The following is a 19670-nucleotide window of genomic DNA, read 5'->3' on the forward strand; positions in this document are numbered from 1 at the left end:
TAAAGCACAGTTCCTTCTACTGTAACTCGAACTATTTTTGACGCATTATTGAATACGGATATCATATTGAGGTAACAAAATGTCAAGTGACCTGATAGCGAAATGGAAAGCCTGTGGACAGAATAAATCAGATTTAAATTACGAAAATAAACTTGCTGATTTTTACAACGTATTTCGCAATAGCTTATTTTTCCTCGAGATCGTTCCTATCCCAGAAGAAGGTGCAGGAGAGTGCCTTCGGTTTATCCCTATACCAGAGGATGGTGATAACCCTGTTATATTACCGGCCTATAGCACAGCGAACGAGAATCAATTTCCTGCAAACATCCTTGGGATGATGCAAGGAACTGAAAGGGATTTCACTCCCGCTAACGGAGATTTCATTTTATCTATCGTTGATAAATATAGTTTTAGTCTTTCAATAATTAATGCAAATAATGAGTCTGTACTTATTTCTAAAGATTTCGTCGTTCGGCTTGCTGAAATAAGCAAAAAGATAAAAAATAGTGAGAAAGAGCTTAAGAAAAAAGCGGCTAAAAAATTCGCCTTTATCACTCTACCTTTAATTGTACTTATGATGATTATTGCAGGCATATTCTTCATTCACTGATCCTGAAATACTCCTGAGATGAGTCAATGATTCGGATATTCCATTCAGCTAACTATTTCATTTCTACTAACAAAGCGTAGCTCAATGCATGACTAATAGTCAGAGGTAAATAAGACTGCTATGTTGGCAGTATAGGGAGGCATAGCCTCCCTTACTGGTTTCGTGCTATCAAACTCTTACACGCTTTGGTTCAATACCAATTGGCCGTTACGGTCAACGGGGATCTGGGTGCCCGGATCTTTATCCATGCGCACGCGCCCTTGCTGATCGCCAATTTTGTAGGTTACGTCGTAGCCCAGCAGTTTCTGCGATTTGTCATAAACGGTAGAACAGCGTTGCTGGGTGCTGGTATAGGTGTCATTGTTTTGCATTGCGCCTTGAACCTGGTTACCGGCATAGCCGCCACCTAACGCTCCGACCACGGTCGCCACATCTTTGCCGCGCCCGTTACCGATCTGATGGCCTAATACCCCACCTGCTACCGCGCCTAATACAGAACCTGTGATTCGGTTCTCGTCTTGTACCGGACGGCGATGCGTTACCGTGACGTTGCGGCACTGCTGTCGTGGGGTCTTCACTGACTCATGAATCGGCGTTGCTGAGAGTACCTGCGCATAGCGCGGACCAGTACTAAACACGTCTAAACTTGCTACAGCGGCAACGCTTAACGCTGCGGCTACGCCGATACCAACACCTGCCAACATTGATTTATTCACAGGGCACTCCTCCTGAATAGACTCACGCAATAGTAATGAACACGATGTTTATGAACGTCACGGGTTCATCGCGATGCGAAAGTCTTTTGCATCCTTTCGCTCGGTGTGCGTGCTTCACCTAAGTTATAGGAGATAGTGTGCATAGGAATATTCCCTGCAACAATCAGACAACATAACGAAATGATATTCATCATTATTTTTAAGACATTTCCTACCCAGCCTACGTCAGTATCGCTAGTGCCTTAACGTCATATGGCCACTTGTGCAGCACCTAACACAAATATTTATGAAAACTTAGACTGCCTTATTTAAATAAAAAATTTTTATTCCCTAAACAGAAAGTACATTTTAAATTTAATTAAGCATTTTATTTTTAGATATGATAGACCAATACAGTAACTAAGCTATCTTAATTTTGACGGGAATTGTTTTCTTCCCGACTTTCGATATTAAATACTTGGAGAAACATAATGAGGCATTATTTCACTTCGTTATTATTGTTCCTATCAGTACTGCTATTAAATCCATTTTACGCTTATGCAGACAATTATCAGACCAGCGTCAACTGTGCGTACAGTCACACATTAGGAGACGATGCAATTCTGATGTTTGGTATGCCAGGTCGGGCCATGTGGCATGATTTTTTTGGCAATCAAAAAACTGACGCATATTCAACTTACGTCACACTTCGTGAAGCTGCTGGAACAACCTGCGACACTCTCGCAGACTCCTCTGCCTATTGGTCGCCAGCCATGAGATTACCGAACCAGCAAATCGCACCGCCTAAATATACCAAGGTCTATTATCAAACTGTCAACAGCACTCAATATCCATTAACCTCACTGCCTGAAGGATTGCAACTATTAGCCGGTAACCATACAGGAACAACCGAAAACCCTTATATTTCTTTCTTTTGCAACGATGGTTCCGGTTATAGCAATACTGATCAGCGTACCTGTCAGCGTGCATCTGATGGAACGTTGCAGGTTGATATTGGGATTCGATTTCCTAACTGCTGGGATGGGCATACATTAAAAGCGAAACCCTCTGGCTCACCAGCAAAACCTAATGCCGTTTATTCTAATGACGATGGTTCTTGTCCAGTAGATTATCCGAAACATATTCCGACAATAAATATGAACGTCGCCTATATTATTAACGGATATGACAAATTAGATTTATCGCAGGTTCAATTATCGTTAGATCCAATCATGAATGGCGATCAGCGCATTGATCAATGGGGGACGATGTATACCGCCCACGGGGACTTTGTTAATGGTTGGTCGCCAGATGCAGCGAAATTTATGACAGAGCGCTGCATGAATAATAATTATGATTGCACAGGCTATATGCCATACAGCTACAATGACCCCATTGCTGATACCTATGTCAGTAACTTAGCTGACAGTGACAAAAATTTTGGCTCACAACCCCAAATGCTAGCGCTAGGTGATGTATCCAATAACAACGCGCTAAGCAATCCGATGAAAATAGCGCTGGTAAAATATAAAATCCCCCCGATGCCAACCCAGTATCCCGCTGATCAACTGGCTCTATTCAGCTATAAATTAAGATTATCTGGCAATATTCTCACAACACCAGCAAATGCCATCACTATGTATGCTTATCCCGCCACGACTGACTGGGATGAAAATAGCGTCACATGGAATAATCGGCCAACCTGCGACGTGACAAGCTGGAGCTCTTTGTATTTAGATAATGCAGTTTCCTACCGTGAGTTTGATGTTACAACTCTGGTTCAGAAGGCCCTACAAAAAGGGCAAACTGAAATTGCCTTCTGCATAGCTGGGGACAGTAAAACATCAGGATATACCTATAGTTTTAGCACCAAGGAGACGCCTTATCTGTCTCAGTTACGCGTTGTTGCTACCCAACCTGGCGGCGCATAATACCCTATGTCCTATCATAGGAGATAAAAAAACGGCTCTAATCAGAGCCGTTTCAATTTCTACAATATGCTTATCAACGCATTAGTGCAGTTTCAGGCGCGGGCGAATGACGCGGTTGATGCCCCCCACCAGCATCATCAGCCCGGTCTTGATATAGCCATGCAGCGCGATTTGGTGCATGCGGTACAGCGAGATATAAACCATACGCGCAATACGCCCCTCCACCATCATTGAACCGCGCATCAGGTTACCCATCAGGCTGCCAACGGTGCTGAATTTAGACAAAGAAACCAGTGAGCCGTGGTCTTTATACACGTAAGGCTTCATGTTGCCGCCTTTAAGCTGGGCCAAAATGTTGGCGTAGCAGCGGGAAGCCATCTGATGCGCAGCCTGAGCGCGCGGAGGAACAAACCCACCGGATGGCTGCGGGCATGACGCACAGTCGCCAATCGCGAAGATATTCGGGTCACGCGTAGTTTGCAACGTTGGCTCAACCACTAATTGGTTAATACGGTTCGTTTCTAAACCGCCAATATCTTTCATGAAATCAGGCGCTTTGATGCCCGCCGCCCACACCATCAGATCGGCAGGAATAAATTCACCATCTTTGGTGTTGAGGCCATTTTTATCTGCGCTGGTGACCATGGTTTTGGTCAGAACACGCACGCCTAATTTGGTCAGTTCGCTGTGCGCCGCGCCAGAGATTCGTGGCGGCAGCGCAGGCAGAATGCGTTCGCCGGCTTCCACCAACGTTACGTTTAACGCTTCGCTGCTCAGGCCTTCAAAGCCATAGCTGTGCAGCTGCTTAACCGCATTGTGTAGCTCCGCAGACAGCTCAACGCCGGTCGCTCCGCCCCCCACAATCGCGATATTCACCTTCGCCGCTTTATCTTTTTGCGCCGAGAACTTCAGGAACAGATTCAGCATTTCGTTGTGGAAACGGCGCGCCTGATGCGGGTTATCTAAGAAAATGCAGTTATCTTTCACGCCCGGCGTACCGAAATCATTCGAGGTACTGCCCAGCGCCATCACTAGAATGTCGTATGACAGTTCACGCTGTGGTACAAGGATTTCCCCCTGTTCGTCGCGAATGTCTGCCAGCGTCAGCTGCTGCGCAGCGCGATCGATGTTGGTCAACGACCCCAGTTGGAAGGTGAAGTGATGATTACGCGCATGAGCCAAATAGCTCAGCGCATCCACACCGTCATCCAACGATCCGGTAGCAACTTCATGCAGCAATGGTTTCCACAAGTGGCTATGGTTGCGGTCAATCAGAATGATTTCCGCTTTGTCTTTACGACCGAGTTTATGGCCCAGACTGGTTGCCAGCTCGAGACCGCCCGCACCACCGCCGACAATCACGATTTTTTTCTTAGATGCGCTCAAAGCTTTCTCCCTTGGTAAAAAATGTAAACCAATAGTTAATTAACGGTAAATATTTAATACCCTTATTTTACGTATGGTTCACTCAGGTTAATTCAATTTTCTAAGGAAAGAATAACACGACAGGTCATTTGGTCATACCAAAATTGATGCACATCAATTTTTATGTTTATTCCTTGGGCGATATGTATCACTCCCTCACAAATTTGAGTTATTTTTCAACGTAATCATTACAAATCAGACGCTCTTCACACTTCTATCGCCTACTCCAGTCATCAACATGACAAAGCCCAGTTTTTAACCTTTATTTAACCATGCGAGCCTAGTCTCCAAACCTCTCTTACAACAAGAAATCGATACTTCTCCCCCTATACGAAGGAGCCGTACAATGAAGAACGTCCGATCCGGCCTGATTTGGCTATTGGTGGCGTTAATCGGCGCTTATGCTTTTGGCATGCTAGCGCTGAGCCGTGGTGAACATATTAATGCGGTGTGGCTGGTGATAGCCGCTATTGCCTGTTACAGCATCGCCTACCGGTTTTACAGTCTGTTCATCGCTGAAAAAGTGTTTGAGCTCGACGACCGTCGCTTAACGCCCGCCGAGCGCCACAACGATGGTTTGGACTACGTGCCAACCAACAAGTGGGTGCTGTTTGGGCATCACTTTGCGGCGATAGCCGGAGCCGGTCCGCTAGTCGGGCCCATTTTGGCCGCACAAATGGGCTTTTTACCCGGCACGATTTGGATTTTGGTTGGCGTTATGCTGGCCGGTGCGGTACAGGACTTTTTAGTCCTCTTTATTTCAACTCGCCGTGATGGCCGCTCGCTGGGCGAAATGGCGAAACAAGAGTTGGGTTCTTTTGCGGGCGTCATCACCATGCTGGGCGCATTAGGCGTGATGATTATCATCCTGTCCGCTCTGGCTCTGGTGGTCGTTAAGGCCTTAGCGGACAGTCCATGGGGGCTGTTTACCATTGCCGCCACGATCCCTATCGCTCTGTTTATGGGCGTGTATATGCGTTATCTGCGTCCGGGGAAAATTGCGGAAGTTTCGATCATTGGCTTTGTTCTGATGATGGCGGCGATTATCTACGGCGGTGATATCGCTATGCATCCGTACTGGGGCCCGTTCTTCACGCTGCACGGCACCACGCTGACGTGGGTGTTGGTCATTTACGGTTTCATTGCCTCTGTGCTGCCGGTTTGGTTGCTGCTAGCGCCGCGCGATTATTTATCGACCTTCCTGAAAATTGGCGTGATCGCTGGTTTAGCCGTAGGCATTGTCTTTGCTGCGCCTGAAATGAAAATGCCAGCGGTAACGCGCTTCATTGACGGCACTGGCCCAGTATTCTCCGGTAGCCTATTCCCATTCTTGTTTATTACCATTGCCTGTGGTGCCATTTCTGGTTTCCATGCGCTGGTTTCCAGCGGTACAACGCCTAAGCTTATCGAGCGTGAAAGCCATATTCGCTTTATCGGCTATGGTGCCATGTTGATGGAATCATTCGTGGCCATCATGGCCTTGATCTGTGCGTCGGTCATCGACCCTGGCGTCTATTTTGCCATGAACTCCCCTGCGGCGCTGATTGGCACTACGGTTGAAAACGCCTCACAGGTGATTAATAGCTGGGGCTTTGTCGTTACCCCTGAAACGCTTGCCATGATCGCCAAAGACGTGGGTGAGAATTCCATTCTGTCACGCGCCGGTGGCGCACCGACCTTTGCCGTTGGCATGGCGCATATCATCACGGAAGTTTTCAACAGCCGCGCCATGATGGCGTTCTGGTATCACTTTGCCATTCTGTTTGAGGCATTGTTCATCCTGACCGCCGTAGATGCGGGTACGCGCGCCTGTCGTTTTATGGTGCAAGATCTGGTGGGTGTCGCTATTCCAAGCTTAGCCAATAACCGCTCTTGGTTTGGTAATTTAGCAGGCACCACGGTGGCCGTTGCTGGCTGGGGCTTTTTCGTTTATCAAGGCGTGGTTGATCCGCTCGGGGGAATTAATACGCTTTGGCCGCTGTTTGGTATCGGTAACCAAATGCTAGCCTCGATGGCGTTAATTCTCGGCACGGTCGTGCTGTTCAAGATGAAAAAACAACGCTACGCATGGGTGACTATTCTGCCAACGGCCTGGTTATTCGTCACCTCAATGACCGCGGGCTGGCAGAAGATTTTCCATGAAAAACCAAGCATTGGTTTCTTGGCGCAGGCTAAACGCTTCTCTGCGGGCATCGACTCAGGCACCCTGATTGCACCAGCCAAAACTATCAAAGATATGGAAACCATTGTGATGAATAACTACATCAACGCCGCGCTGTGTGGCTTCTTTATGTTGGTTGCCGTCACCATGCTCATCTCTGCTTTCTTTGTTATTCGCCGTGCGCTCAATGCCAACCAGCCGACGGTGCATGAGACCACGCCGGCACTGCGTGAGGAAAAATCACATGGCTGATGATCTTGATATCAAAGCGAACATGATGATCAAAAGCGGTTTGCCGTGGAAAAGGCAGGCGCAGCCAAACATGGTTATCCTTCGTTGCTTGCCGCTGTCGCTGGGTGAGTCACACCCAACGTCGGCATGGCAGTGGGTAAAACTGATGTATCGGCGAGCCGCGCAAAGCTTTCGGTTGATGGTTGGCGTGCAGGATTACCAGAACTATGTACGCCACCAGCGGCTGCATCATCCCGAAAATACGCCCATGACCGAGCGTGAATTCCATCGCTACTGCTTAGAGGCACGTTTCCCAAGCAAGGGCGGGAAATTGGGCAAATGCCCATGCTGAGGTTCACACGCTAGTCAACGTCAAAACCGGCCAGTTGGCCGGTTTTTTTATGGTGATCTATTCTATTTTACCGCTTGAGGTATGCTTTTCATTGCCAACATACTTTTTGCTCGTTTTGACCACATTGCCGTCAGGATCGGAACCAGTATTGAGGTGACGATAACCGAAGTTGCCACCAGCGCCGTCGCCGCTGGGGCAATAGGTTTGAACGCAGGCACCATCTCAGCAATAAGCACTGGGGTTGCTACCGCCGCGCCTGCCGAACTGGACGCCGCGACACCTGCCGTACCATCGCCGCCGCCGATCAATTTATCGGCAAAAATAAGCGGAATACCGGTGATAATAATAACCGCCACGCCAAGCAGAATACCCAGTAATCCGGTTTGCGCAATCACACCTAAATCAATGGTGTTGCCCAATGCGAAAGCGAAGAACGGAATCAGCGTTTGAACCGCTTTACTGAAAAAGTCACGCAGTTCTGGGTCGAGATTCCCCAAACCAAAGCCGATTAAGAAGGGTAAGACCGCGCCTACGAAAACATGAGGTTCAAACGACGCAATACCTGCAGTACCTAAAATCACCATCGTCATCAACGGCCCTGACTCCAGAGACATTAAGACAAAAGCTCCTGATTCTTCTTTGGTTCCATATTGCTGCATGATCGATGCATATAGTCCGCCGTTCGTCATATCCATAGCGGCAACCAGCGCCAGCGTGGATAAACCGGCGAAGAAACCAATTTCAACGCCGTTTTCCGGGAGAACGCGTGAAGCTATCGCAGCAACCACCCAAGCCACCGCAATCTTAGTCACTACCAAGGTGCCAGACTTACGCAGAACGGTGCCCGTTGCACTGAGCTTAATTGAAGCTCCCATACAGAAAAACCATACAGCCAGAATAGGTACGGTTCCGGTTACCAGACCATTAGTGAACGAACCAAAATATTTGCCCGCATCGGGCGCAAAAGTATGGCAAATCGCCCCAATAAATAACGGAACCAGCATCATACCGCCAGGTATTTTTTCTATTACGCGCTTGATATGCATGTGAACCCCACCCTGTCATTAAATAAGAAAAACTGACACCTCAGTAGCACTGGATGACATCAGCCAATAACATCGTGGGCAGGACAATACGCATTTATGAGAATGATAAATGTGATCGAAAACCTACAAATAAAACACTGTTTTATTTTTAACGGTCTTTAGTTTTAAATTAAGATCATAATCACATTATTCTCACTGAGCCAAATAGCAGGCATAAAAAAACGGCATCCGTAGACGCCGTTCTTTGCGGACAACACACATTATCCCAATAAATTAGTACCAAACGCACCCTGCCAATCTTGTTCAAATTTCTCAACCGCAGACTGCACCGCTGGGCTTATTAGCATTTGTTCTGCAATGTCGACCGGCAGCGTGATCGCTTCACACCCCGCTAACATGCAGTCCAATGCCTGACGCGGCGTTTTAAAGCTGGCCGCTAGCACGCGAGAGTTTGGCGCATGCATCTTCAGCAATTGGTGTAATTCTCGCACCATGCCAATACCATCACCGCCCTGCGCATCGACTCGATTAACGTAGGGAGCAACGTAGGCCGCACCGGCCATAGCCGCCAGCAAACCTTGGCCTGCACCATATACCGCGGTGCCAAGCGTGGCGATATTCATTGTATTCAGTTGTTTGATGGCTGCGAGCCCCTCTGCCGTGGTCGGGATTTTCACGATCACGCCAGAAATTCGCTCGGTCAGCATAACGGCTTCTGTCACCATGCGTTCCGAATCATTAGCCATCACCTGAGCAAAAAGTTTACCCGATCCGCCTAGCGCATCCCGCAAGGCTGGTAACACTTCCCAGACAGATTTGCCCTCTTTAGCAATAATGCTTGGGTTGGTTGTCACCCCTTGTAAGGGTAAAACGCGCGCTAATCTCTTCACCGCAATGACATCGGCCGTATCCAGATACAGTTCCATTCACTTCCCCCTATCGAAAATGTGCTCAACGTCTGATTGTGCCCACTATAAAGCATTAAACCTGTTTGCAGTTGATCAATATCAATTCAACTTTCATTCGAAAGTGCATTAATCTTCGTTAGAAGAAAATGAGCATAAATTATACCCTTCGGAGTTCATATGCTATTTAACCTGCAACGCTATTCGACCCATGATGGGCCAGGGATCCGTACCGTAGTATTTCTGAAAGGGTGCTCTTTAGGATGTCGTTGGTGTCAAAACCCAGAGAGCCGCGCACGTACCCGTGAAGTGCTGTATGACGCAAGATTATGCTTGGAAGGATGTGAGCTATGCGCACAGTGTACACCGCACGCCATTCTGCGCGTGAATAGCGGCATAACGATCGATCGTCATGCGATCGCTGATTCCGATTTAGATCGTCTGGAAACATGTTGCCCAACGGGCGCACTATCCGTGTGCGGTTCAGCGCTGGATCTAGATGAGGTGATGGATACGGTGTTGCGGGATTTGCCTTTTTATCAGCGTACTGGCGGCGGAATCACCCTTTCAGGCGGCGAGCCTTTCATGCAGCCCGAAGCCTGTGCAGCATTGTTGCAGCGTAGCCATCATCACCAAATTCATACCGCCGTTGAATCCTGCCTGCATGTGCCTTGGCATAACATCGAGCCCAGCCTTGAGTTTTTGAATCTCTTGCTAGCCGATTTGAAGCACGTTAACGCCAACACCTTTAAACAATGGACTGACGGTTCTGCCAAACGCGTGATGGACAATTTCTGTCGCCTCGCCGCACACGGCGTCAATATGACGATCCGTGTCCCTCTCATTCCAGATTTTAACGCCGATGAAATATCCATTCGCGCAATCACCGATTTCGCCGCCGACGATCTCGGCGCTAAAGAAATTCATTTTCTGCCCTACCACACGCTCGGCATCAATAAATACCGCCTACTGGATATGCCTTATTTAGCGGCGGATAAACCATTGGATAACCCGGAGTTACTGGACTTTGCGCAGCAATATGCCCGCGGCAAAGGTCTTACGGCTCTGCTACGAGGATAATGCCATGACCCAACTCGATCTGACTTCGCTGTCGCCACGTATTCGCGCGCATAAAGAGGCGCTGATCCACATCGTTAAGCCACCGGTATGCACTGAACGCGCACAGCACTATACCGAGATGTACCAGCAGCATCAGGATAAGCCTCTGCCCGTGCGTAGGGCGCTGGCATTAGCCCATCATCTTCAGCAACGCACCATCTGGATTAAGCATGATGAGCTGATCATCGGCAATCAGGCCAGTGAAGTGCGCGCTGCGCCGATATTTCCTGAATATACGGTCAGTTGGATTGAGCAGGAAATCGACGAGCTGGCAGATCGCCCCGGCGCTGGATTCTCCGTCTCAGAAGAGAATAAGGCGGTATTACATAAAATCTGCCCGTGGTGGCGAGGACAAACCGTTCAAGATCGCTGCTACGGCATGTTTACCGACGAGCAAAAAGCCCTGCTCTCAACCGGTATCATTAAAGCAGAAGGCAATATGACCTCCGGTGATGCCCATCTGGCAGTCAATTTTCCCCTGCTGCTAGAAAAAGGACTCGACGGGCTGCGAAATAAAGTCGACGAACGCCGCAGCCGTTTACACCTCACCGACTGGGAAGATTTACACAAGGAGCAATTCCTAAAATCGATTGATATCGCCCTAAGCGCCCTTAGCGATCATATTTTACGTTACGCGGAGCTGGCCAAAAGTATGGCTGAGCAAGAGAATCGACCTGAACGTCAGGCTGAACTGCGCCATATTGCTGAAAACTGCGAGCTAATTGCACATCAGCCACCGCAAACCTTCTGGCAAGCGCTGCAGCTTTGCTACTTCATGCAACTAGTGCTACAGATTGAATCCAACGGACATTCGGTTTCATTTGGTCGTCTCGATCAATACCTTTATCCATGGTACCGCCGCGATGTGGAACTGCAACAAAGCATCAGCCGTGAATTTGCCATTGAGTTATTGCACGGTTGCTGGCTGAAATTGTTGGAAGTGAATAAAATTCGCTCAGGTTCACACTCCAAAGCCTCTGCCGGTAGCCCACTCTACCAAAACGTCACCATCGGCGGCCAAACGCTGCTCAATGGCCAGCCACAAGATGCCGTCAATCCCTTGTCCTACACCGTTTTAGAATCCTGCGGGCGTTTACGCTCTACGCAGCCAAACCTCAGCGTTCGATACCATGCGGGAATAAGCAATGATTTCCTCGACGCCTGCGTACAGGTCATTCGGTGTGGCTTTGGCATGCCCGCGTTTAATAACGATGAAATTGTGATCCCAGAATTTATTAAACTGGGCGTTGAACCGCAGGATGCCTATGATTATGCCGCGATTGGCTGTATCGAAACTGCTGTCGGCGGAAAATGGGGATATCGCTGCACCGGCATGAGCTTCATCAACTTCGCCCGAGTGATGCTTGCCGCATTAGAACAAGGCCGCGATGCCACCAGCCAAAAGATATTTTTACCGCAAGAGTTAGCGCTGTCTAAAGGTAACTTTGAAACGTTCGATCAGGTTATGAACGCGTGGGATGAGCAAATCCGTTACTACACCCGCAAATCAATCGAGATTGAATGCGTGGTGGATACCGTACTTGAAGAAAACGCCCATGACATTATCTGCTCTGCGCTAGTTGATGATTGCATCGAAAGAGGCAAAAGCGTGAAGCAAGGCGGGGCTAAATATGACTGGGTTTCTGGCCTACAGGTCGGTATCGCCAACCTCGGTAACAGCTTAGCCGCTGTACGTAAATTAGTCTTCGAACAAGGCGTTATCGGCCAGCAACAGCTTGCCGCCGCGCTGGAAAATGATTTTGATGGTTTAGACGGTGAACTGCTGCGCCAGCGATTGATGAACAATGCACCCAAATATGGCAACGACGAAGATGACGTCGATAACTTGCTGGTTCGTGCCTATCAGACCTATATTGATGAACTGAAACAGTACCATAATACGCGTTTTGGTCGTGGTCCGATTGGCGGCACCTATTATGCGGGAACCTCATCCATTTCGGCCAACGTGCCGTTTGGTGCGGCTACGCAGGCCACGCCGGATGGACGTAAAGCCAAAACGCCGCTGGCGGAAGGCGCAAGCCCAGCATCGGGAACCGATCATCTTGGGCCTACGGCAGTATTTAACTCTTTAGGCAAACTCCCCACCGCCGCAATTTTAGGGGGCGTATTGCTGAATCAGAAACTCAATCCGGCTACGCTGGAAAATATGCGCGATCGAGAAAAACTGATGCTGATGCTACGCACCTTCTTTGAAGTGCATAAAGGCTGGCACGTGCAGTACAACATCGTTTCACGCGAAACACTGCTGGAAGCCAAAGCCCACCCAGAGCGATATCGCGATCTTGTGGTGCGCGTGGCGGGCTACTCAGCGTTCTTTACAGCCTTATCTCCTGACGCTCAGGATGATATTATCGCGCGTACCGAACATACGCTTTGATGTAGGCGATTAAGCACAAAGCTATCGGTGGTTTCGGCCACCGATAAATTAGGTCGTTAAGCCAAGGAACTCATGAATTCAAGACAGCAAGCTATTCTCCAATATGTCAATGATATACGCCGCGTTAGCGTGGCCGATCTAGCGCGTAATACCGGAGTTTCAGAGGTGACGATCCGTCAGGATCTGAATCTATTGGAAAAGCGTAACTACCTAAAGCGCATCCACGGATACGCCGTGGCGCTAGAAAGCGACGATGTAGATGCTCGAATGATGATTAATTTCACGTTAAAACAAAAATTGGCGGCCTATGCCGCGTCTTTGGTTAACGATGGCGAAACGATTTTTATCGAAAACGGCAGTACTAATGCCCTTCTCGCCCGTTATCTGGCAGAACGTAAGCGCGTTACGTTGGTGACCGTGAGCACCTACATAGCGCACCTGCTGAAAGAAACGGATTGTGATGTCATTTTGATGGGTGGGCTGTACCAAAAACGCAGCGAAACGATGGTAGGTCCACTAACTCGCCAGTGCATTCAGCAAGTTTATTTCAACAAAGCCTTCCTCGGTATTGATGGTTTTCATCCTGAAACAGGCTTTACCGGTCGCGATATGATGCGCACCGATATTGCTAACACAGTATTAGCCAAAGGCGTTGAAAACATTGTGCTGACAGATTCATCAAAGTTCGGCCAAATAAACCCCAACCCCTTGCAGCCCACTCATGCGATTAATCGGGTAATCACCGACTATCGTTTAAGCGACGAATACAGAAACCATCTCAAAAAGATGAATATTGAGCTTGATATCGTGTATGAAGAGCAAGGTACGCTATGAGTGACATCACCTTCAGCCGTGAGCAGACCTCGCAGATGGTCCACAAATTACAAAAATATCTACAGGCTGAATTAGACGTCGAAATTGGTGATTTTGATGCAGAGTTCTTGCTGGATTTCTTTGCCAAAGAGCTCGGAGCGCATTTTTATAATCAAGGGATGGCTGACGCGCTGCGCGTAGTAGAAGAAAGAACGGAAGATCTTGTCGATACCCTAACTTGGCTGCAAAAGCCTGTCGATTAAAAACATACCTCCATACATGCACTCATAGCGAACTCTACGCCCGATATTAGGGGGAACCGTAGGGATGGGGTCGTAGCAGCTTTAGCTGCCGAAGCGCCCCACCCTACGGTAGCCCCCGTGAATCTCAATCGCCAAAGCGACCAGCATCAGCCATCACACTATCTTTTTCTATAGTATTAATACTCAGAGTTAACAATAACCTCTTCACCCAGCGCACCGGCTTTTGGCAACGGCTGATAGCTTGAGTTGGATGCGCGCAATACGCGAATACCCCGGATCCCGACATCGCGAGCCGCGGTGATATCCCCATCCGAATCGCCGTAATAAACCTTAATCTGCTTTTCCTTAATCCAGTTTATCTTGGTATTTTGCCCCGGTTGGTCACCTGCGAAAATCACGCTATTCATGCTGGCTGCCGGTATCGAGAAATCTTCTTGCAAGGTATTCGTAACGGTTTCTGTTTTGGTCGGGCTGCGACCGGTAATGAAATAGATGCTGTCGCCGCGTTTAAGGTGCATGGCAATCAGATCTTTGCCCACCTGCTTGGGCATACTGAAGCTGTCCCAGCCGTTATTCATTTTCTCCCAAAATGCCGGATCTTTCAGATAGCTTTGATCTTGCGGAGAGAACTCTTTCTGCCCACGATAAAACCCTGGGCTCGAAAATAGCACCGTATCATCAATATCAAAACCGACTGCGATAGGAGGAATGCCCTGTAGGCTATTCTCAATCTGTGTCACCGAAACCCAGTGAATGGGCGCTTGGTGTGCCAGCTGTGCCACGGTAACACCGGCATTAAGAGGCGTATCTGTAGAGACTTTTGCCTGTGTCGATGGGCTTAAACTGATAACAAAAGCTAACGCACTGAGTGCAACCGCAATCTTTCGCATGGATATTCCTTTTATTTGTTATTTCTCACATTCACATCTGTGGGATATCTGATTAGGGTTTTGTCACATTCGCGTTTCATAGTATGCAGCAAATACAGCAGAAAACGTGCTCTGGTTCAAAATTGGTGGGCGTAATAAACCGACAAATTGGGAGAACTTCGCATATTGCGAGAAAAGTGACTGGCAGAAGCACAAAGAAAATAAAAATAGTGCTTGTACAGTATTGCGTTAACAGAATCTAGACTGTATAAATATACAGTATATTGTGAATGCGGAGGCGACCATGCGCATTGAATTAACATTGGATAAACGTAACAAGCTGCCAGACGGTGCTCTGGAAGCATTAAACCACGAATTTTCGAAACGAGTAAATCATATCTATCCTGATACCGCGGTACAGGTGCGAATGACTAACTCAAATACGCTAACCGTTATGGGCGGGCTGAAATCCGACAAAGAACGCATCGAGGAAGTCCTGCAAGAAACGTGGGAAAGTGCCGATGACTGGTTCGATAACGGATTTAGCGAATAACACGAATTCGCGGTGTAAACACACATTTTTACGCCGCAATAATAAGCCTAATTCATTGAATGATAATAGGCGATGAGTTCCATCTCCGTTAGCCATCGGCAATTCCTACGGATAGTAAAATACGTAGGCCGGGAGTCGCTTCCCGGCTTTTTTTTACCTATCAATCCACACAACGTTTTTCCTGCACCCATTATTTCGTTCGCGATGTGCAGCAAGGTCTTTCCACCGTAGGGATCAGCCTTTTTTGCATCAGCAGAATCATCGTTTTAACCATCAGCAAAGCAATCACGACGTTAGTAAACACGAACATGGGAACCGCTAACGCCGCAAACAATCCATCTTGCTCGCCCACGCTTAAATGCAGAGCGGTGGTTGCGAGTGCTGAAATTCCGAATGAAAAGCTCCAAAAAGAAGCATTGAAAGGCTGTCTCATATACCACGGCATCAGCCGCAACATAAAAATAAGCTGCAACAGTCCATAGCCAAACAGCATCTTGGCAACAAAGTCTGTATGTCCGCCATTAACGCTGAGATAAGCACTGCATGCCACCAATGCCGGCGCAAGTTGAATACCCAGCGAAGTTCGTACCGGCTTAGCCATTTCGCCATGGCTACGCAGTCGATGTAGGATCGCGGGCTCCAAGCTCAGCCATGAAAATACCCCCGCGCCGAAGAACATAATACCCAGATCGTGAAAGCCTAATGCGCCACATGCCATTGCACTGATAAAGTTATTGGCCACCGTGGGCAAGTATAAGCCTGGTGTCGTGGCCTCGGCCGGATGCTCTCCTTTCCACAGCCCTGCGCTTTGCCATGCGGCATAGCACAGTTGGACACAGGCACCGATCCCAAACATGATTTCAGCCAGAAGATGCGTTGGCGAATAATGTGCAAAGCCAATTGAAACCAACATTGTGGTGGCTGGGAATAAGCTAACGAAGCTTCCGGTCAGCGGATGACGCATTTCGGCTATCACTAACTGGGGATAACGCACAAGGCGATATATAAAAGCCAGCGCTAAACTGAGCCAAATCAACGTTGCTAGCCCAACTAAGCCTTCACCAATGAAAGGAGAAATGGGCCAAATGGTCGCCGCATAGCGCCAAGCAAAACCCATCCCGATGATGCCCAGCACCATTCCAAAATATCCTGCAGGGATATTGACCACCTGAGGCTCAGTGCGCTCAGCGGCGCTTTCTATAGAACTATTCATGAGAACTTTTACACAACTAAAACAAGACGCAGATTATAGCGGATGATCCCCTCGGTGTTTTCACTTTCATCCTACAAAACTGACAAAGTGTCATTTTTAATACGCTTTTCATCACCTCGCGCTGGATTTAGGTTATTTATCTGATTGTATTGGCATAAAAGGATGGACTAGGCTTAACTTAAACCCGTGGTTTAACTCGTCTTAATACTCTAGGACACATGCCGTAGGAGAACAGTAAATGAACAATGACAACCCAGAACATGCGATGACGTTTGGCGAGCTACTGGAACTGATTCACGATCAGCAACGTAGAATTAATGTGCTGGAAACCGCATTTTCCTATTTAGCATTTGGACTCGAGGGAAAAAGCTGTCAATTATTGATCCACAGCTTGAAATTGGAGGCCAACAACCAAACATATGATACTAAGACGCAAGAATACTTCGCCAAGCTTGCAGAGCAGTTTGAGGTACGTAATTCTGGCGTCAGCGAGACAGCAGCAATCCCAAACAATGACAATATCTAGTCAGTTCTACGTTTGATAAATCACCAGAAAACATTTTTTTAACAAAACACACAAAAAATGCGTCATTTAAACAGTTAGATGCGTATACTGAAAATGCTCATCTAATGAGACACATTGATCCTGGTTAGTAGCTCACGACAGTCACTACGTTTTAGGGGGTCTTTATGAACGGAAAAGATGAAGTAATTCAGACACACCCAGTGGTTGGTTGGGATATCAGTACTGTTGATAGCTATGATGCTCTTATGATCCGCCTGCATTATCTTTCTTCACGCGATCAAGATCCTGAGAAAGCGGAAGTCGATCGCACTCTGTGGTTAACCACCGATGTTGCACGGCAGCTCATTGACATCCTCGAAGCCGGAATTGAAAAGATAGAATCCTCGGAATACCAAGACATTGATTATCTTAAACATTAGTACATTAACGCACCGCTAAAGCACCGCCCCTCACAAGGCGGTGTTTTTTTATGTATCGATTTTCCTCTGCCCCCCTGCAAAGGTTATCATCAGGTTGTAAAATAGATCGTAAATGTTGTTTAACCAGACTGATTGCGCTGGATTCGTTTATTGCAATAAAGCTGGTGTACTCATGGAAAAACCATGACACGGAGGATCCCCTTATGAAATACGATTTAGCGATTGTCGGCTGCGGCTCTGTTGGTGCGGCCGCCGGTTATTATGCTGCGCTTTCAGGCTTAAAGGTTCTGATGCTAGATAGCCATACACCGCCCCATCGGCATGGCAGTCATCATGGTGATACCAGAATTATTCGCCATGCCTATGGCGAAGGTGAGAAATATGTTCCCTTAGTGCTACGCGCACAGGAACTGTGGACCAAGTTAGAAGAAGTTTCAGCCGTACAGCTCTTTCATCGCAGCGGCGTGCTCAACATTGGGCCATCCAGTTCTGAATTCATGCGTAATGCCGAAAACAGCGCTACTCAGTTTGGGCTGACCGTAGAGAAAATGGATGCCGAACAACTGCAAAAACGCTGGCCTGAGTGGTCCGTGCCTGATGGTTATATCGGCCTTCTAGAACCTAACGCCGGTTATTTAAAAGCTGAGCTCGCGGTGGGTATTCTCAATGAAAAAGCCGCAGAGGCCGGTGCTGATCTACACTTTAACTGTCAGGTGAATGCCATTACGCCTGAGGATAAGGGGGTAAAAATCACCACAGCTGAGGGCGAGTTTAATGCACATCGAGTTGCCGTTACTGCCGGAACATGGGCAAAAGCGTTGCTGCCGGAATTGCCAATAACCCCAGTACGTAAAGTATTCTCTTGGTATCAAGCCGATGGCCGCTATAGCGAAAACAATAACTTCCCTGCTTTTACGGTTGAAACGCCTGAAGGCGATCAGTTTTATGGCTTCCCATATAACAATGATGGTCTAAAATTGGGTAAACATAATGGCGGACAGCCCATTACCGTGCCCGAACAGCGCCGCCCGTTTGGCACTAATCCACAAGATGGTAGTGAAGTATTTGGCTTTTTACGCCAATTTCTGCCTGGCGTCGGCGTCTGTCTGCATGGTGAGGTTTGCACCTATGATGTCTCTCCAGATGAAGATTTCATTCTAGACTCACTTCCAGACTCGCCACAGATCAGTGTCGTGACAGGCTTAAGCGGGCATGGTTTCAAATTTGCTACCGTATTAGGTGAGATTATTGCGCTTCAGGCTGCTGGCCAACCCGTTCCATTCGATTTATCTCCTTTCAAAATAAGTCGATTTTAATTGCTCGCCCGCAAAAATTGCGGGCCAATAATTTAATCGCACAAACCATCACCTGTAATGGTTATTTTAGAATTGACAACTACATATTAAAAACACTAACTTATAGAGGTTAAATTTATATAAACCATATCACAAAAAATAAGACGTTATTTTCAAGGATGATGAATGAACGTATTAGTTGTAGACAAGTGTCTCTATACACGACTAGGTATATCCTGTTATTTTTCTGAAGAAACAGGTATAAATATTCACCATGTGAATTCAGTGAATCAAGCTTTAGAGAAAAAAGATATACCTAATCCTGATATTATTTTAGTCAATCTAACTGATTATTGCCGTATCAATGAGCAAGACACCTCTCTGATAAGATTTTTCTCTCAGTATTCACACGTTAAAATATTCGTTTACCTCGATGCAGACTATCCGAATGGCACTAGACCTATCATATTAAACAGTCATGTATATATTATTAATAAACAAAAACTTACGTCACTTCTTGCTGTTTTTACTGATTTACATCAAAAACCAGACCTACATAAAAGCATACAGCAATACTTTGGCAACTACCCCGCATTGACAGACCGCGAAGCTTCCATCACCCAATATTGGATGGAAGAAATGCCGAACCACAAAATTGCACGTAAGTTAAATATCTGTGGACGAACTGTATATGTACATAAACAACACATCACCGAGAAAATGCATGTAAGAAATCGGCTCGAATTCTGCTATCTCTATAATGTCATTAAGTATGTCGTCTGCCCTGCCCCTTGCTTTATAAAATAAATGCTGCGGTATGAAAAAGCCCGCGAATGCATCGCGGGC

Annotated in this window: 19 protein-coding genes; 13 read left to right on the top strand and 6 right to left on the bottom strand. The window is 47.4% G+C overall.

Annotation, left to right across the window (positions count from 1 at the left end; all coding sequences use genetic code 11):
* Window positions 1-79: 79 nt before the first annotated feature.
* Window positions 80-610, top strand: coding sequence for a hypothetical protein (locus U0008_RS12330; protein WP_043493619.1), 531 nt, complete (start codon window positions 80-82; stop codon window positions 608-610).
* Window positions 611-786: 176 nt separating this feature from the next.
* Here U0008_RS12330 and U0008_RS12335 read toward each other — a convergent pair whose 3' ends face one another.
* A complete protein-coding gene (locus U0008_RS12335; protein WP_025797099.1) occupies window positions 787-1326 on the bottom strand; it encodes a glycine zipper 2TM domain-containing protein in 540 nt (179 codons plus the stop codon).
* Between the two features lie 470 nt (window positions 1327-1796).
* Here U0008_RS12335 and U0008_RS12340 point away from each other — a divergent pair, with 470 nt between their 5' ends.
* Window positions 1797-3236: a CBM96 family carbohydrate-binding protein gene (locus tag U0008_RS12340; RefSeq protein WP_051874148.1), complete on the top strand. Its 1440-nt coding sequence runs from the start codon at window positions 1797-1799 to the stop codon at window positions 3234-3236.
* Between the two features lie 81 nt (window positions 3237-3317).
* On the opposite strand, the gene U0008_RS12345 is transcribed toward U0008_RS12340, so the two are convergent.
* The gene (locus U0008_RS12345) at window positions 3318-4622 is read right to left on the bottom strand and encodes an NAD(P)/FAD-dependent oxidoreductase (protein WP_025797100.1); all 1305 of its coding nucleotides are present in this window, start codon (window positions 4620-4622) and stop codon (window positions 3318-3320) included.
* A gap of 385 nt (window positions 4623-5007) precedes the next feature.
* Between U0008_RS12345 and U0008_RS12350 the strand changes: the two genes are divergently transcribed.
* Both U0008_RS12350 and U0008_RS12355 read left to right on the top strand, forming a co-directional pair.
* Window positions 5008-7074 (top strand): carbon starvation CstA family protein, encoded by a 2067-nt coding sequence (locus tag U0008_RS12350; protein ID WP_043493622.1) that lies wholly within the window; start codon window positions 5008-5010, stop codon window positions 7072-7074.
* A 25-nt stretch (window positions 7075-7099) separates the two neighbouring features.
* Window positions 7100-7405 (top strand): YbdD/YjiX family protein, encoded by a 306-nt coding sequence (locus tag U0008_RS12355; protein ID WP_025797104.1) that lies wholly within the window; start codon window positions 7100-7102, stop codon window positions 7403-7405.
* Window positions 7406-7467: 62 nt separating this feature from the next.
* Here U0008_RS12355 and kdgT read toward each other — a convergent pair whose 3' ends face one another.
* Entirely contained in the window at window positions 7468-8451 is a 984-nt protein-coding gene (gene kdgT / locus U0008_RS12360) for a 2-keto-3-deoxygluconate transporter (RefSeq protein ID WP_043493627.1), read from the bottom strand.
* Window positions 8452-8711: 260 nt separating this feature from the next.
* Window positions 8712-9377, bottom strand: coding sequence for a fructose-6-phosphate aldolase (gene fsa / locus U0008_RS12365; protein ID WP_043493631.1), 666 nt, complete (start codon window positions 9375-9377; stop codon window positions 8712-8714).
* Window positions 9378-9536: 159 nt separating this feature from the next.
* Between fsa and U0008_RS12370 the strand changes: the two genes are divergently transcribed.
* The 4 genes from U0008_RS12370 to U0008_RS12385 all read left to right on the top strand — a co-directional run bounded on the left by U0008_RS12370 (window position 9537) and on the right by U0008_RS12385 (window position 13949).
* Window positions 9537-10436, top strand: coding sequence for a glycyl-radical enzyme activating protein (locus U0008_RS12370; RefSeq protein WP_046449156.1), 900 nt, complete (start codon window positions 9537-9539; stop codon window positions 10434-10436).
* Window positions 10437-10440: 4 nt separating this feature from the next.
* On the top strand, window positions 10441-12873 hold the full coding sequence (locus U0008_RS12375) for a formate C-acetyltransferase/glycerol dehydratase family glycyl radical enzyme (RefSeq protein WP_043493634.1): 2433 nt from the start codon (window positions 10441-10443) through the stop codon (window positions 12871-12873).
* A gap of 72 nt (window positions 12874-12945) precedes the next feature.
* Window positions 12946-13707: a DeoR/GlpR family DNA-binding transcription regulator gene (locus U0008_RS12380; RefSeq protein WP_043493637.1), complete on the top strand. Its 762-nt coding sequence runs from the start codon at window positions 12946-12948 to the stop codon at window positions 13705-13707.
* Entirely contained in the window at window positions 13704-13949 is a 246-nt protein-coding gene (locus U0008_RS12385; protein WP_043493639.1) for a DUF2164 domain-containing protein, read from the top strand. Before U0008_RS12380 ends, U0008_RS12385 begins: the two co-directional genes overlap by 4 nt.
* A 176-nt stretch (window positions 13950-14125) precedes the next feature.
* On the opposite strand, the gene aphA is transcribed toward U0008_RS12385, so the two are convergent.
* Window positions 14126-14839, bottom strand: a complete 714-nt coding sequence (gene aphA, locus U0008_RS12390; RefSeq protein WP_043493643.1) for an acid phosphatase AphA — start codon at window positions 14837-14839, stop codon at window positions 14126-14128.
* A 283-nt stretch (window positions 14840-15122) separates the two neighbouring features.
* Between aphA and dinI the strand changes: the two genes are divergently transcribed.
* Entirely contained in the window at window positions 15123-15371 is a 249-nt protein-coding gene (gene dinI / locus U0008_RS12395) for a DNA damage-inducible protein I (RefSeq protein WP_025797120.1), read from the top strand.
* A gap of 190 nt (window positions 15372-15561) precedes the next feature.
* On the opposite strand, the gene tehA is transcribed toward dinI, so the two are convergent.
* Window positions 15562-16584, bottom strand: coding sequence for a dicarboxylate transporter/tellurite-resistance protein TehA (tehA, locus tag U0008_RS12400; RefSeq protein ID WP_043493644.1), 1023 nt, complete (start codon window positions 16582-16584; stop codon window positions 15562-15564).
* A 238-nt stretch (window positions 16585-16822) separates the two neighbouring features.
* On the opposite strand from tehA, the gene U0008_RS12405 reads away from it, so the two are divergent.
* The 4 genes from U0008_RS12405 (at window position 16823) to U0008_RS12420 (ending at window position 19631) form a co-directional block, all read left to right on the top strand.
* Window positions 16823-17110 (top strand): hypothetical protein, encoded by a 288-nt coding sequence (locus tag U0008_RS12405; protein ID WP_025797123.1) that lies wholly within the window; start codon window positions 16823-16825, stop codon window positions 17108-17110.
* A 164-nt stretch (window positions 17111-17274) separates the two neighbouring features.
* Entirely contained in the window at window positions 17275-17529 is a 255-nt protein-coding gene (bssS, locus tag U0008_RS12410) for a biofilm formation regulator BssS (protein WP_004092990.1), read from the top strand.
* A 203-nt stretch (window positions 17530-17732) separates the two neighbouring features.
* Window positions 17733-18845 (top strand): N-methyl-L-tryptophan oxidase, encoded by a 1113-nt coding sequence (solA, locus tag U0008_RS12415; RefSeq protein WP_043493646.1) that lies wholly within the window; start codon window positions 17733-17735, stop codon window positions 18843-18845.
* 165 nt (window positions 18846-19010) lie between these two features.
* Window positions 19011-19631, top strand: coding sequence for a response regulator transcription factor (locus U0008_RS12420; protein WP_043493649.1), 621 nt, complete (start codon window positions 19011-19013; stop codon window positions 19629-19631).
* The last annotated feature ends 39 nt before the right edge of the window (window positions 19632-19670 follow it).

It is taken from the genome of Hafnia alvei (assembly GCF_034424155.1).
Lineage (GTDB): Bacteria > Pseudomonadota > Gammaproteobacteria > Enterobacterales > Enterobacteriaceae > Hafnia > Hafnia alvei.

What these genes read in the sequence shown, in the direction of transcription:
- U0008_RS12340 (WP_051874148.1), top strand. Translation starts at nt 1,797, where the DNA reads ATGAGGCATTATTTCACTTCGTTATTATTGTTCCTATCAGTACTGCTA.
- solA (WP_043493646.1), top strand. Translation starts at nt 17,733, where the DNA reads ATGAAATACGATTTAGCGATTGTCGGCTGCGGCTCTGTTGGTGCGGCC.
- U0008_RS12330 (WP_043493619.1), top strand. Translation starts at nt 80, where the DNA reads ATGTCAAGTGACCTGATAGCGAAATGGAAAGCCTGTGGACAGAATAAA.
- U0008_RS12420 (WP_043493649.1), top strand. Translation starts at nt 19,011, where the DNA reads ATGAACGTATTAGTTGTAGACAAGTGTCTCTATACACGACTAGGTATA.
- aphA (WP_043493643.1), bottom strand. Translation starts at nt 14,839, where the DNA reads ATGCGAAAGATTGCGGTTGCACTCAGTGCGTTAGCTTTTGTTATCAGT.
- tehA (WP_043493644.1), bottom strand. Translation starts at nt 16,584, where the DNA reads ATGAATAGTTCTATAGAAAGCGCCGCTGAGCGCACTGAGCCTCAGGTG.
- U0008_RS12380 (WP_043493637.1), top strand. Translation starts at nt 12,946, where the DNA reads ATGAATTCAAGACAGCAAGCTATTCTCCAATATGTCAATGATATACGC.
- U0008_RS12375 (WP_043493634.1), top strand. Translation starts at nt 10,441, where the DNA reads ATGACCCAACTCGATCTGACTTCGCTGTCGCCACGTATTCGCGCGCAT.
- U0008_RS12350 (WP_043493622.1), top strand. Translation starts at nt 5,008, where the DNA reads ATGAAGAACGTCCGATCCGGCCTGATTTGGCTATTGGTGGCGTTAATC.
- fsa (WP_043493631.1), bottom strand. Translation starts at nt 9,377, where the DNA reads ATGGAACTGTATCTGGATACGGCCGATGTCATTGCGGTGAAGAGATTA.
- kdgT (WP_043493627.1), bottom strand. Translation starts at nt 8,451, where the DNA reads ATGCATATCAAGCGCGTAATAGAAAAAATACCTGGCGGTATGATGCTG.
- U0008_RS12385 (WP_043493639.1), top strand. Translation starts at nt 13,704, where the DNA reads ATGAGTGACATCACCTTCAGCCGTGAGCAGACCTCGCAGATGGTCCAC.
- U0008_RS12355 (WP_025797104.1), top strand. Translation starts at nt 7,100, where the DNA reads ATGATCAAAAGCGGTTTGCCGTGGAAAAGGCAGGCGCAGCCAAACATG.
- U0008_RS12370 (WP_046449156.1), top strand. Translation starts at nt 9,537, where the DNA reads ATGCTATTTAACCTGCAACGCTATTCGACCCATGATGGGCCAGGGATC.
- dinI (WP_025797120.1), top strand. Translation starts at nt 15,123, where the DNA reads ATGCGCATTGAATTAACATTGGATAAACGTAACAAGCTGCCAGACGGT.
- U0008_RS12405 (WP_025797123.1), top strand. Translation starts at nt 16,823, where the DNA reads ATGAACAATGACAACCCAGAACATGCGATGACGTTTGGCGAGCTACTG.
- bssS (WP_004092990.1), top strand. Translation starts at nt 17,275, where the DNA reads ATGAACGGAAAAGATGAAGTAATTCAGACACACCCAGTGGTTGGTTGG.